Raw genomic sequence first — 12,983 nt, 5'->3', positions numbered from 1 at the left:
CGAACGCGCTCCTACACTGCCACCAAATCGTCGGCGTGCACCGCGGGCCTGCGCAGCTCGCCGGGCAGCTCAGAGGTGGAGCGGCCCATCATGGTCGTCAGTTCCGTCGCGTCATACGCGACCACGCCACGGGCCACCATCACCGCGTCCTGGTCGCGCAGTTCGACCACATCGCCGGCGTAGAACCGCCCGGCCACCGCGGTGATGCCGGCGGGCAGCAGCGAGCGACGCTGCCCCACCACCGCGCGCACGGCACCCTCGTCCAGGGTCAGCGCGCCGGCCGCCTCGGCGGCGTATCGCACCCAGAACCGGCGTGCGGACATTCGCACCGGACGCGCGGCGAACACCGTGCCGACCGAGGCTTCGGTGAGCGCGGTCGCGGCGTCGGCGGCGCCGGCAAGCAGCACCGGCACACCGGCGTCGGCGGCCAGCAGCGCCGAGGACATCTTCGAGGTCATCCCGCCGGTACCCAAATCGCTTCCGGGCCCGGCGATTACGCCGATCAGATCCGCAGAACCCGACACCTCCGGAATGAACCTCGCGCCGTCGGTCTTTCGCGGATCCGAGTCGTAGAGCCCATCGATGTCGGACAGCAACACCAACGCCTCGGCGCCGACCAAATGAGCCACCAGCGCCGAAAGCCGGTCGTTGTCGCCGAACCGGATCTCGTTGGTGGCCACCGTGTCGTTCTCGTTGACGATCGCCACCGCATGCAGCGCGCGCAGCCGATCCAGCGTGCGCTGGGCGTTGGTGTGCTGGGCCCGCATCGAGATATCGTGCGCGCTCAGCAGCACCTGCCCGACCGTGCGGCCATAGCGGGCGAACGCGGCGCTCCACGAGTTCACCAGCGCCACCTGGCCGACGCTGGCGGCGGCCTGCTTCGTCGCCAGATCCCTGGGACGACGGGACAATCCGAGCGGCTCGATGCCGGCCGCGATGGCTCCCGATGACACGATGACGACGTCGGTGCCCGCCTTCATCCGCGTCTCGATGGCGTCGGCGAGCCCGGCGAGCCGGCCAGCGTCGAACACGCCCGCCGGTGTGGTCAAGGCGTTGGTCCCCACTTTGACCACCAGGCTGCGAGCGGTGCGGATGGCCTCTCGGTGGGCGCTCACTGCTCCTCACCGCGTTCTGTGGTTCTGCGCCGCTCCTCAGCATCGCCGCGCTCTGCATCGTCGCCGGCGCGCCGCTGGCGCCGGGCGGCCTTGCGCTCGGCGGCGCCGACGCGATCGGTGCGCTCCAACCGCGCGTCGGTTCCGCGGCCTGACAGCGCAACCTGTTGCCCGGCAGGCGTTTGCGGCTCCCAATCAAAGGTCATGTCCCCGATCGTCACCTCGCAACCCGGCCGAGCACCCAGCCGCAGCAACTCCTCTTCGACACCCAGGCGCGCCAGCCGATCGGCGAGATACCCCACGGCCTCGTCGTTGTCGAAGTTCGTCTGCCGGACCCACCGTTCGGGGCGCGCGCCGCTGACCACGAAGGCGCCCGGCTGCCCCGGATCGGGGTGCACGCTGAAGCCGCTGTCGTCGACGGGAACGGGACGAATCACCGGTCGGCGCGGCACGATCGCCGGCTGTGCGGCCTGGTACTCCGAGATCACCTTCCACAACCCAAAGGTCAACGGCTGCAGACCTTCTCGCGCGACAGTCGAAACCAGGAACACCGGCCAGCCACGCTGTGCGATCTCGTCATGAACGAACTCGGCAAGCTCGCGCGCTTCGGGAACGTCGATCTTGTTGAGTACCACCGCGCGGGGCCGCTCGGTGAGATCACCCAACGTCGCATCCCCTTGCAGCGTGGGCGTATACGCGGCGAGTTCGGCCTCCAACGCGTCGATATCGGAGATCGGATCACGGCCGGGCTCCGCGGTGGCGCAGTCGACGACGTGCACCAGCACCGCGCATCGCTCGATGTGGCGGAGGAAGTCCAGCCCCAGGCCGCGGCCCTCGGACGCACCGGGAATCAGGCCGGGCACATCGGCGACGGTGAAGGTGTGCTCGCCCGCCGACACCACGCCGAGGTTGGGCACCAGCGTGGTGAACGGGTAGTCGGCGATCTTGGGCTTGGCCGCCGAGATCGTCGACACCAGTGAAGACTTGCCGGCCGAGGGAAAACCGATCAGGCCGGCGTCGGCGACGGTCTTGAGTTCTAGGGTCAGGTCGCGGGTCTGGCCCTGCTCGCCCAGCAGCGCGAAGCCGGGAGCCTTGCGCGCCCGCGACGCGAGAGCGGCGTTGCCCAGCCCACCGCGACCGCCCGCGGCGGCTTCAAAGCGGGTGCCGGCCCCGACCAGGTCGGCCAGCAACCGACCGTTTTCGTCGAGGACGACGGTGCCGTCGGGCACTTTGACTTCCAGGTCGGCGCCGGCAGCGCCGTCGCGGTTGTTGCCCATCCCCTGCTTGCCCGAGGGCGCGGTGACGTGCGGATGGAAATGGAAGTCGAGCAGGGTGTGCACCTGCGGATCGACGACGAAGACAATGCTGCCGCCGCGGCCGCCGTTGCCACCGTCGGGGCCGCCGAGCGGCTTGAACTTCTCCCGATGGACCGAGGCGCAGCCGTTACCTCCGGCACCGGCGCGCGCGTGGATGACGACGCGGTCGACGAACCGAGGCATCGTGGGTCCTCTCACCTACCACCGGGCGCCGAAATCACCGGGCTGGGCCCGGAAACACACCTCAGTCGGTGGCTTGTCCGGCCGCCACGATGTTGACGGTCTTGCGGCCGCGCTTGATGCCGAACTCGACGGCGCCGGCCTCCTTGGCGAACAGCGTGTCGTCCCCGCCACGGCCCACACCCACGCCCGGGTGGAACTTGGTGCCGCGCTGCCGGACGATGATTTCGCCCGCCTTGACGATCTGGCCGCCGAATCGCTTCACGCCCAGCCGCTGCGCGGCGGAATCGCGACCGTTGCGCGAGCTGGAAGCGCCCTTCTTGTGTGCCATGTCTGTCGCCTTCGCTACTTGATTCCGGTGACCTTCAGGACCGTCAGCTGCTGACGGTGTCCCTGACGCTTGTGGTAGCCGGTCTTGTTCCTGAACTTGTGGATGCGGATCTTGGGGCCCTTGGTGTGCTCGAGCACCTCGCCGGTCACCGCGACCTTGGCCAGCGCGGCCGCATCAGTGGTCACCTTGGCGCCGTCCACCACCAGGGCAACCGGCAGCGACACGTTCGAGCCGGGCTCGGATTCGAGCTTCTCGACCTTGACCACGTCCCCGACGGCGACCTTGTACTGCTTGCCGCCCGTCTTCACGATTGCGTAGGTCGCCATCGTCGCTCCTGCTCCTTCTCTAACCGCCGCTCTGCGCGTCGCGCGCGAACTAACCGCGGTGCACGTGGTGGGTCTGGGTTGCGGGCCTGCGCCGATTCCCCGGGAGTCCCGCTGCCGCCGGCCGAAGTTTTCCTCGCCCGGCCTGACGACAACTGTCCAAGGGTACGTGACCAGCGGCTACAGGGTCAAACCGGACACCACCGGGGCCTTCTGCTCAGGCGGCTCAATCCGCGTGGATCGGCGGCCCGGCCGGCCTCCCCGCGGCGCGTCTGCGCCGGGAGCGTCCCGCGACGGCCTGGTCGGCTCCAGCGGAATCCTGCCCGTTGTCGTCCGAATCCTCGTCCTCGGTGTCCAGGTCGTCGTCGTCGAGCTCGAGATCCTCGTCATCGTCGCCGAGGTCCTCTTCGTCGTCGATGTCCTCGTCGTCGTCGTCCAGGTCGTCGTCATCGTCCGAATCGTCGTCCGAGTCCTCGTCGTCGGTGTCGTCGAAGTCCTCGGCGTCGGCGACGTCGCCGGCGCGGGCAGCCTCCTGGTCGAGCTCGTCGGTGGTGTCTTCGGTGGTCTCGTCGGATTCGTCATCCTCGGACTGCGCGGAGGAGCCGGCGGCCATCGCCTTGAACATCGGATGCTCGCCTGGAGCGTGGGCGGGCACCTTGGCGACCACCTGCTCTTCGGTTTTGTTCTTCTTGCGCCTGCCCCGGCGGCCACCACCGCCGGATTCGGACTTGCGCCCGTTCGACGAGGCCGAGTCCACCGGATCGGCGTGCAGCAGGATTCCGCGCCCGCCGCAGTTCGAACACGATGTGGAGAAGGCTTCGATCAGGCCGGTGCCCAACCGCTTGCGGGTCAACTGGACCAAACCGAGCGACGTCACCTCGGACACCTGATGACGGGTGCGGTCGCGGGCCAGCGCTTCGGTCAAGCGCCGCAGCACCAGGTCGCGGTTGGACTCCAGCACCATGTCGATGAAGTCGATGACCACGATGCCGCCGATGTCGCGCAGCCGCAGCTGACGCACGATTTCCTCGGCCGCCTCGAGGTTGTTCTTGGTCACCGTCTGCTCGAGGTTGCCCCCGGACCCGGTGAACTTGCCGGTGTTGACGTCGACCACCGTCATGGCCTCGGTCCGGTCGATCACCAGGGTGCCGCCCGACGGCAGCCACACCTTGCGCTCCATCGCCTTGGCGAGCTGTTCATCGATGCGATGCACCGCGAACACATCCGGCCCGGCCTGCCCTTCGGGACCGGCGGGCGCCTCGTACTTGGTCAGCTTCGAAACCAAATCGGGGGCAACGGAATTCACGTAGTCGTTGATGGTGGTCCAGGCCTCGTCACCGGAGACGATGAGGCCGGCGAAGTCCTCGTTGAACAGGTCGCGGATGACCTTGACCAGGACGTCGGGCTCTTCGTAGAGGGCCACCGCGGCGCCGGCGGCCTTCTCCTTGATCTCGATCGCCTTGGCCTCGATCTGTTTCCAGCGCTCCTGCAGCCGGGTGACGTCGCCGCGGATGTCCTCCTCTTTGACGCCCTCGGACGCGGTCCGGATGATCACCCCGGCGTCCGACGGCACCACTTCGCGCAGGATCTCCTTGAGCCGCTGGCGTTCGGTGTCGGGCAGCTTGCGGCTGATCCCAGTCGACGACGCCCCCGGCACATACACCAGGTAGCGACCCGCCAGCGACACCTGGGTGGTGAGCCGCGCACCCTTGTGCCCGACGGGATCCTTGCTGACCTGGACGACGACGTAGTCGCCGGGCTTGAGCGCCTGTTCGATCTTGCGATCGGATCCGCCGAGACCGGCGGCCTCCCAGTTGACCTCACCGGCGTAGAGCACACCGTTGCGGCCCCGGCCGATGTCGACGAACGCCGCCTCCATCGACGGCAGCACGTTTTGCACGATGCCCAGGTAGATGTTGCCCACCAGCGAGGCCGACGCGGCCGACGTGACGAAGTGCTCGACGACGATGCCGTCCTCGAGCACCGCGATCTGGGTGTAGCGCGAGCCCTGATGCGGCTGTTCGGTGCGGATCCGGTCGCGCACCACCATCACCCGCTCGACGGCCTCGCGGCGGGCCAGGAATTCGGCCTCGGTCAGCACCGGGGGCCGGCGCCGGCCGGCGTCGCGGCCGTCCCGGCGGCGTTGCCGCTTGGCCTCCAGCCGAGTGGAGCCGTTGATGCCCTTGATCTCGTTGTTCGAGCCGGCGCTGTCGTCGCCGCCGCCCTTGCCGTTGCGGGGCGACCGCTCGTGCACCACCGTGTTTGGCGGGTCATCCGGCGACGACGACCCCTCGTCGTTGTCGTCGCCCGCTCCGGATTTGCGCCGCCGGCGCCGGCGCCGGCGGCGATTGCCGCCGTCCGCCGAACCGTCGTCACCGTTGTCCGAGTCGTCGGAGTCGTCGGAGTCGTCCGAATCCTGACCGTCGGAGTCCTCGGAGTCGGCCGCGTCCGGTTGACCGCCCTTCTTGCCCCGCGGTTGGTCGTCGTCGTCGTCGCCGTCGTCGCCCTGGCCTTCAGATCCGCCTTGTTCACCGCGTCCGCGGCCGCGACCACGACGGCCGCGACGCCGCCGCCGGTTCGACGGCCGGTCGGCCTGCTCGTCATCGTCGCCGTCGGAATCGTCGGATTCCGAGCTGTCGTCGGTACCGGCGTCTTCGTCTCGGGCATCGATCGGCTGTGGCGCGACGAACAGCGGCATGTAATGCGGTCGCTCGACGGCCTTGTCCGGGCTCTCGAGCAGCAGCCGGGATTCCGGTTCGTCGGCGTCGCTCGCTTCGGTGGCCGCGGCGTCCTCCGCGCTTGCCGGGGGCTCCGCGGACGCCAGCAGGTCCCGTACCCGCACCGCGTCGTCGCGGTCCACGGTGGAATGTGCGCTGCGGATTCGCCCGTCCAGTTCGCTCAGCGCGTCCAGCACTCGCTTGCTGGTGGTCCCCAGCGTTCGGGCCAGCGAATGAACTCTCAAGCGGTCCGGCAGCTCTCCGGGGCGAGTCGATTCTTCTGATGGGTCTGCAGTCGGTGCACCGTCTACCACGTATTCTCCTCAAGCCCCCGGGCGCGTCATTGCGACGCGGCCACGCGAGGGCTTCGCTATGGACCCGGGTTACTTCTCCCGGGCTTGTGATGGTCTCGCCCCGAGCGGCCCAGGATCACAGACCCACTCGGCGCCGTGCTGAATGACGGCCTGACATGCAGCGAACCAAGGCGACGGGGCTATTGGTCGCGCTTGTCTAAGTCTTCATTCGAGTGTCTGACGCCGGTCCGGCGACGTTCACCCGAGACCAGTATCCCACATCACGCCGCCGCCCCAGCCACACATGATGCAGCCGATTCGGCGAAGTTGCTCAGGGCCGTTTCCCGCCTGCCATTGCCGCAGGTCTAAGCCGTGGGAAACCAGAGCGCGATTTCGCGCTTCGCGGACTCGACCGAATCGGACCCGTGCACCAGGTTGAACTGGGTTTCCAGCCCGAAATCGCCACGGATGGTGCCGGGGATCGCCTTCTCCACGGGGTCGGTACCCCCTGCGAGCTGCCGGAATGCGGCGATCGCCCGCGGCCCCTGCACAATGGCCGCCACCACCGGTCCCGACGTGATGAACTCCAGCAGCGACTCGAAGAAGGGCTTGCCGTCGTGTTCCGCGTAGTGCTGGGCGGCGAGATCGCGGCCGACGGGCCGCAGCTCCAGCGCGGCGATGGAGAGGCCCTTGCGCTCGATGCGGCCGATGATCTCCCCCACCAGCTGCCGCTGCACGGCGTCGGGCTTGATCAGTACCAATGTCCGTTCGGTCACGGCGGACAGCGTACATAATCGGCAGGCGTGGGGTCGGATGACCGTGGTGGGGCCTGCTCGGGCCGTCCACGCCGCCCGGATTGCCGGCCTACCCCTGTCTGCGCCGGACCTCGGCCCGGAAGTAGGCGATCAACCCCCACAGCCCGGCGAACAGCACGCCGATGAAACCCACCCCGGGGTAGACCGCGAAGCCCGCGAGCAGGATCACCTGCACGCCGAGGTTGGCCCAGATCGCCCAGGACTTGCGCTGCACGCCGGCCATCAGGATCAGCAGGACGGCCAGCCCGACCAGGTAGACCAGCGACGCCGTCGTCAGTCCGCCGCCGACCGCGCCGACCACCGGGATGGCGAGCAGCACCACGATCGCTTCCAGAAACAGGGTCAGGGCCATCACCGCGCCGAAGCTCCGCCACGGGTCCGCGGGCGGCGGGGCCTGCTCTTCGGGGTGCTCTGGCACGCCGGTCATTGCGGATCACGACCGAACAGGGTGCGCGCTGCCCCGGCGGTGACCACCGAGCCGGTGATGACGATGCCGGTGCCGGAGAAGGCTTCGGCCGGGCCGTCCGCCGCGGCGTCATCCACCAGCGCCGTCGCGACGTCGATGGCATCGCGCAGGTTTTCCGCCGTGCTGACCCGGTCGGGGCCGAACCGCTCGCGTGCGGCCAGGGCCAGCGATTCGACGTCGATGGCTCGCGGGGATCCGTTGTGGGTCACCACGACAGCGTCGAACACCGGCTGCAGGGCGGCCAGGATGCCGTCGACGTCCTTGTCCGCGAGCACGCTGAGCACCCCGACCAGATAGCGGAAGTCGAATTCACCGGCCAGGGTCTGCGCCAGCGCCTGCGCACCGGCGGGGTTGTGCGCGGCGTCGATGAACACCGTGGGTGCGCTGCGCATCCGCTCCAGCCGGCCGGGGCTGGCGACGGCGGCGAAACCGGCGCGAACCGCCTCGACGTCGAGCTGACGCTGCGCCCCCGCGCCGAAGAACGCCTCGACCGCAGCGAGGGCCAGCGCGGCGTTGTGCGCCTGATGTTCGCCGTGCAGCGGCAGGTACACGTCGGAATACACCCCGCCCAGACCCTGCAGCTGCAGCACCTGCCCACCGATCGCGACCTGACGTCCCAGGACGGCGAACTCCGAATCCTCCCGGGCGACCGCGGCATCGGCTTCGACGGTTTGGGCCAACAGCACTTCCATCGCCTCGGGGGCCTGACGCCCGATGACCGCGACGGTGTCGGGCGCGCCCTCGGGCGCCCGGGTGATGATGCCGGCCTTCTCCCCCGCGATGGCGGCGAGATCGTCGCCCAGGTATTCGACGTGGTCGATGGAGATCGGGGTGATGACCGCGACGGGGGCGTTGATCACATTGGTGGCATCCCAGCGTCCGCCCATCCCCACCTCGACCACGGCGACGTCGACGGGGGCGTCCGCGAACGCGGCGAACGCCATGGCGGTCAGCACCTCGAACTTGCTCAGGCGCGGGCCAGCCCCAGAAGGTGAAGCTTGCGACTGCGCGTCGACCATTTGTACGAACGGCTCGATCTCGCGATACGTGGCCACGTATTGCGCCGGGCTGATCGGCTTGGAGTCGATCGAGATGCGTTCCACCGCCGATTGCAGGTGCGGGCTGGTGGTGCGCCCGGTGCGCCGGTGCAGTGCGGTGATCAGAGCGTCGATCATCCGCGTCACCGAGGTCTTGCCGTTGGTGCCCGCGACATGGATCGACGGGTAGGCCAGTTGCGGCGAGCCCAGCAGATCGAGCAGCGCGCTGATCCGCGTCAGGCTCGGCTCGATCTTGGTCTCCGGCCAGCGCTGGTCCAGCAGGTGCTCGACCTGTAGCAGTGATGCGATCTCGTCGGGCGTGGGGGCCGGGTCGGGGATTTCGCTCGGACCCTCGTCCCGCGGCCAATCGGGGTCCTGCCACTCGGACGGCTCAGTCATCGGACACTCACTGCAGCCCGACTAGCCGCGCGTTGATCCGCTCGGTTTCCTCCTGGGCCAGACGCTGACGGTCCCGGATCTTGGTGACGACCTGTTCGGGCGCTTTGGCCAAAAAGTCCGCGTTGTCCAATTTGGCTGCGGTCGAAGCCAATTCCTTCTGCGCGGCCGCGAGATCCTTTTCCAGCCGGCGACGTTCGGCCGCGACGTCGATGGTGCCCGAGGTGTCGAGTTCGACGACGACGGTGCCGCCGCGCAGGCGCACCTCGACCGACGCGGACGGGCGAAAATCCGGGTCCGCGGCGGTGAGCCAAGCCAGCGACGTCACCGCGCTCACCTGGGTGTCCAGATCGGATTCGTCGACGCCGCTCAGCCGGGCCGGCACCTTCTGGCGGTCCGCCAGTCCCTGGTCGCTGCGGAACCGCCGCACCTCGGTCACCAGCTTCTGCATGTCGGTAATCCGCTGCGCGGCAACCCTATCCAGGCTGATACCGGACGGCTGCGGCCAGTCGGCGATCACCAGCGACTCGTGTTGGGCCTCGTCGCCGGTCAGTGCCTGCCACAGGGCCTCGGTGATGAAGGGGATCACCGGATGCAGCAACCGCAGCAGGGTGTCCAGCGTGGCGGCCAGCACGGCCGTGGTGTGCGTGAGCCCTTCGGCCAGTTGGGTCTTGGCCAATTCGACGTACCAGTCACAGAATTCATCCCACGCGAAGTGGTAGAGCGCCTCACACGCGCGGCTGAACTCGTAGCTGTCGAACGCCGAATCGACCTCCGCGCGAACCTCTTCCAGTCGTCCGAGAATCCATCGGTCGGCATCGGTAAGCTCGGCCGGCGCGGGCAGCGGGGCCGGCTTCGCGCCGTTGAGCAGCGCGTAGCGGGTGGCGTTGAACAGCTTGGTGCAGAAGTTGCGCGACGCCCGGACGTGGTCCTCACCGATCGCCAGGTCGCCGCCAGGACTGGCGCCGCGGGCCAGGGTGAACCGCAAGGCGTCGGCCCCGAAGATCTCCACCCAGTCCAGCGGGTCGATGACGTTGCCCTTGGACTTGCTCATCTTGCGGCCGGACTCGTCGCGGATCAGCCCATGTAGGAAGACATCGGTGAACGGCACCTGCGGACCGCGACGGCCGTCCAGGGTGATGGCCTGGTCGTCGCCGACAAACGTGCCGAACATCATCATCCTGGCTACCCAGAAAAACAGGATGTCATAACCGGTAACGAGAACGCTTGTCGGATAGAACTTTTCGAGTTCCGGAGTCTTCTCCGGCCAGCCCAGAGTGGAGAACGGCCACAGGCCCGAGGAGAACCAGGTGTCCAGGACGTCGGGGTCCTGCTCCCAGCCTTCCGGTGGTGCCTCGTCAGGACCCACGCAGCGCTGTTCGCCGTCGGGGCCGTACCAGATCGGGATGCGGTGGCCCCACCACAACTGGCGCGAGATGCACCAGTCATGCATGTCGTCGACCCAGCCGAACCACCGCGGTTCCAGGCTGGCGGGGTGAATCACGGTGTCCCCGTTGCGCACCGCGTCGCCGGCGGCCTTGGCAAGCGATTCCACCCGAACCCACCACTGCAGCGACAGCCGGGGCTCGATCGGCTCGCCGCTGCGCTCGGAGTGGCCCACACTGTGTAGGTACGGCCGCTTCTCCTCGACGATCCGGCCCTCGCTCGCCAGCGCCTCGCGCACCGCGACCCTGGCCTGGAACCGGTCCATGCCATCGAATTGTGTTCCGGTGTCGGCGATTCGGCCTTTGGTGTCCATGATGGAAATCATCGGTAACTGATGCCGCAGGCCGATCTCGAAGTCGTTGGGGTCGTGCGCGGGGGTGACTTTGACTGCGCCGGTACCGAATTCGGGGTCCACATGCTCGTCGGCGACCACCACCAGCTGACGATCCACAAAGGGGTGCGACAAGCTGCTACCCACCAGGTGCCGGTAGCGCTCGTCGTCGGGATGCACCGCGATCGCGGTGTCACCGAGCATCGTTTCCATTCGGGTGGTGGCCACCACGATGTGTGGCTGCGAGTCGTCCATCGACCCGTACCGGAAGGACACCAGCTCGCCTTCGACTTCTTGATAGTCGACCTCGATATCCGAGATCGCCGTCTGCAGCTCCGGCGACCAGTTGACCAGTCGCTCGGCGCGATAGATCAGCCCGGCATCGTAGAGGCGCTTGAAGATCGCGCGGACCGCCCGCGACAGACCCTCGTCCATGGTGAAGCGTTCCCGGCTCCAGTCCACGCCGTCGCCCAGGCGGCGCATCTGGGCGCCGATGGCGCCGCCGGACTCCCGCTTCCAGTCCCATACCTTGTCGATGAACAGCTCTCGACCGAAGTCTTCTTTGGTCTTGCCGTCGACCGAGAGCTGTTTTTCCACCACGCTCTGCGTCGCGATGCCGGCGTGGTCCATGCCGGGCTGCCACAGCACCTCGTAGCCCTGCATCCGCTTGCGGCGGGTCAGGGCATCCATCATCGTGTGTTCGAGTGCGTGGCCCATGTGCAGGCTGCCGGTCACGTTCGGCGGCGGCAGCACAATCGAATACCCGGGCTTGGCGCTGTTCGGATCGGCCACGAAGTACCCGGCGTCCACCCACTTCTGGTAGATGGCGCTTTCGGCCGCGGCCGGATCCCACGACTTGGGCAGGTCGGTGGCGGGGCTGCGGCTGGCGGTCACCCGTCAATTCTAGGGAGCGGTGTTTGCTCTCATGTAAGCGCCCAAATGCGTGAGCCGGGTCACTGATCCAGTCGTTGGACCTCTAATGTCACACCCGCGGCGGGAAATCGGTCGAGCAGCGCGTCGCCCATCGCGGCTGCGGGGGTGAGAACGCCATGCAGATCTGGGAGCTTGTCGCGGTCCAGCGCCAGAGCGAGGCCGCACTCCCCCAACAGCACCGACGTCGCCTTATAGCCCGGGTCGCCACGCTGCTCCATGCGCGCCACGTAACGCGCGCCGGTGGTTGTAGTGGTGAAGGTCTCGATCCGGTAGTAGCCGCGCTCCCGGGCCGCGTCGCTCGGGCCGGTTCCGGGTTTTGGCACGATGCGCTCCACCAGTTTGCGCGGCAGCAGCCGGAAATACCGGCTGCCCAATCCGAAAGTCGCCGCGCCGACCCCGCCCACCACAGCCGATGCCACCGGAGCCAACGGCGACGAGCCCAGGCTCATGCTCTCGCTGTAACGCAATCGGCGCCCGTAGGCCCAGTCCAGCAATGCGTTGCTGCGCCGCACGATTCGGGTGTTATAGGGCGCCATCAGGAAGCCCGACGTCCACAACCCGGTCAGCTCCGGCGCGATCCGACCACCACGGCGCCACGGCAAATCGGGCTGTGGGCCGATGTCGGGTTCGGCGCTGCGATCCGTGGTCAACGTGTAGGGGTCGGCGAGCTGACGGCGGGCATCCGGATCGCGCGATGCGGTATCGAGCACTTCCAGCATCGACGCGACGGTTCCCCCGGACACGCCGCCGGAAAAAGACCGGACCACCAAGTCGGTGTCGCCGAGTTCGCCGGCGCCGTCGTCTCGCGCCGCCCGGTAGAGCGCATACACGCTGAGGTCCGAAGGGACCGAATCGAATCCGCACGCATGCACGATGCGGGCGCCGGTGTCCGCGGCCTGCTTGTGGTAGAGGTCGATGCTTTCGCGGACGAACATCGCCTCGCCGGTCAGGTCGGCGTAGTCGGTGCCGGCGGCGGCGCAGGCGGCCACCAGCGGCAGCCCATAGCGGGTGTAAGGCCCGACGGTGGTGATGACGACCTGGGTACGGGCCGCCATCTCATTGAGCGTCGAGGGCGACGAGGCGTCGGCGTTCAGAATGGGCCAGGACTGCGCGGCGTCGCCCAGCGTGTCGCGGACGGCGCGCAATTTGTCGGGCGATCTGCCGGCCAACGCGATCCGCCGGTCCGGTGCCGAGCTGGCCAGGTATTCGGCGGTGAGCTTCCCCACGAAGCCGGTCGCCCCATACAGCACAATGTCGAATTCGCGCGGCGTTGCGGTCACGGGCCCG

General features: G+C 68.3%; 10 protein-coding genes. All 10 read right to left on the bottom strand.

The genetic code is table 11. The annotated features are described in order from the left end of the window. Positions 1–11: 11 nt before the first annotated feature. The gene (gene proB / locus AC5Y4T_RS02930) at positions 12–1,115 is read right to left on the bottom strand and encodes a glutamate 5-kinase (protein ID WP_499952029.1); all 1,104 of its coding nucleotides are present in this window, start codon (positions 1,113–1,115) and stop codon (positions 12–14) included. Next, a complete protein-coding gene (gene obgE / locus AC5Y4T_RS02925; protein WP_499952028.1) occupies positions 1,112–2,611 on the bottom strand; it encodes a GTPase ObgE in 1,500 nt (499 codons plus the stop codon). The genes proB and obgE overlap by 4 nt, the downstream gene beginning before the upstream one ends. Positions 2,612–2,672: 61 nt before the next feature. Further along, positions 2,673–2,939 carry a 50S ribosomal protein L27 gene (gene rpmA / locus AC5Y4T_RS02920; RefSeq protein ID WP_067350730.1) on the bottom strand — a complete coding sequence of 89 codons (267 nt, stop codon included), beginning with the start codon at positions 2,937–2,939 and terminating at the stop codon, positions 2,673–2,675. 14 nt (positions 2,940–2,953) lie between these two features. After that, positions 2,954–3,265, bottom strand: a complete 312-nt coding sequence (gene rplU / locus AC5Y4T_RS02915) for a 50S ribosomal protein L21 (protein WP_007769829.1) — start codon at positions 3,263–3,265, stop codon at positions 2,954–2,956. 223 nt (positions 3,266–3,488) lie between these two features. Beyond that, positions 3,489–6,293, bottom strand: a complete 2,805-nt coding sequence (rne, locus tag AC5Y4T_RS02910; RefSeq protein WP_499952025.1) for a ribonuclease E — start codon at positions 6,291–6,293, stop codon at positions 3,489–3,491. 344 nt (positions 6,294–6,637) lie between these two features. Then, positions 6,638–7,048, bottom strand: a complete 411-nt coding sequence (gene ndk / locus AC5Y4T_RS02905) for a nucleoside-diphosphate kinase (protein WP_499915375.1) — start codon at positions 7,046–7,048, stop codon at positions 6,638–6,640. 88 nt (positions 7,049–7,136) lie between these two features. Beyond that, a complete protein-coding gene (locus tag AC5Y4T_RS02900; RefSeq protein WP_499950493.1) occupies positions 7,137–7,514 on the bottom strand; it encodes a DUF4233 domain-containing protein in 378 nt (125 codons plus the stop codon). Further along, positions 7,511–8,989, bottom strand: coding sequence for a bifunctional tetrahydrofolate synthase/dihydrofolate synthase (gene folC, locus AC5Y4T_RS02895; protein WP_499952022.1), 1,479 nt, complete (start codon positions 8,987–8,989; stop codon positions 7,511–7,513). The genes AC5Y4T_RS02900 and folC overlap by 4 nt, the downstream gene beginning before the upstream one ends. Positions 8,990–8,996: 7 nt before the next feature. After that, positions 8,997–11,657, bottom strand: coding sequence for a valine--tRNA ligase (locus tag AC5Y4T_RS02890; RefSeq protein WP_499952020.1), 2,661 nt, complete (start codon positions 11,655–11,657; stop codon positions 8,997–8,999). Between the two features lie 59 nt (positions 11,658–11,716). Then, complete coding sequence (locus tag AC5Y4T_RS02885) at positions 11,717–12,976, bottom strand: saccharopine dehydrogenase family protein (protein ID WP_499952326.1); 1,260 nt, start codon at positions 12,974–12,976, stop codon at positions 11,717–11,719. Positions 12,977–12,983 lie beyond the last annotated feature (7 nt).

The organism is Mycobacterium sp. NGS11, from assembly GCF_059813315.1.
Note: the sequence above shows the minus strand (reverse complement) of the source record. Positions and strands in the feature narration are given on the sequence as shown.

Excerpts from the sequence above, each read along its gene's own strand:
- obgE (WP_499952028.1), bottom strand. The coding sequence starts at position 2,611 with ATGCCTCGGTTCGTCGACCGCGTCGTCATCCACGCGCGCGCCGGTGCC.
- rpmA (WP_067350730.1), bottom strand. The coding sequence starts at position 2,939 with ATGGCACACAAGAAGGGCGCTTCCAGCTCGCGCAACGGTCGCGATTCC.
- rplU (WP_007769829.1), bottom strand. The coding sequence starts at position 3,265 with ATGGCGACCTACGCAATCGTGAAGACGGGCGGCAAGCAGTACAAGGTC.
- AC5Y4T_RS02900 (WP_499950493.1), bottom strand. The coding sequence starts at position 7,514 with ATGACCGGCGTGCCAGAGCACCCCGAAGAGCAGGCCCCGCCGCCCGCG.
- folC (WP_499952022.1), bottom strand. The coding sequence starts at position 8,989 with ATGACTGAGCCGTCCGAGTGGCAGGACCCCGATTGGCCGCGGGACGAG.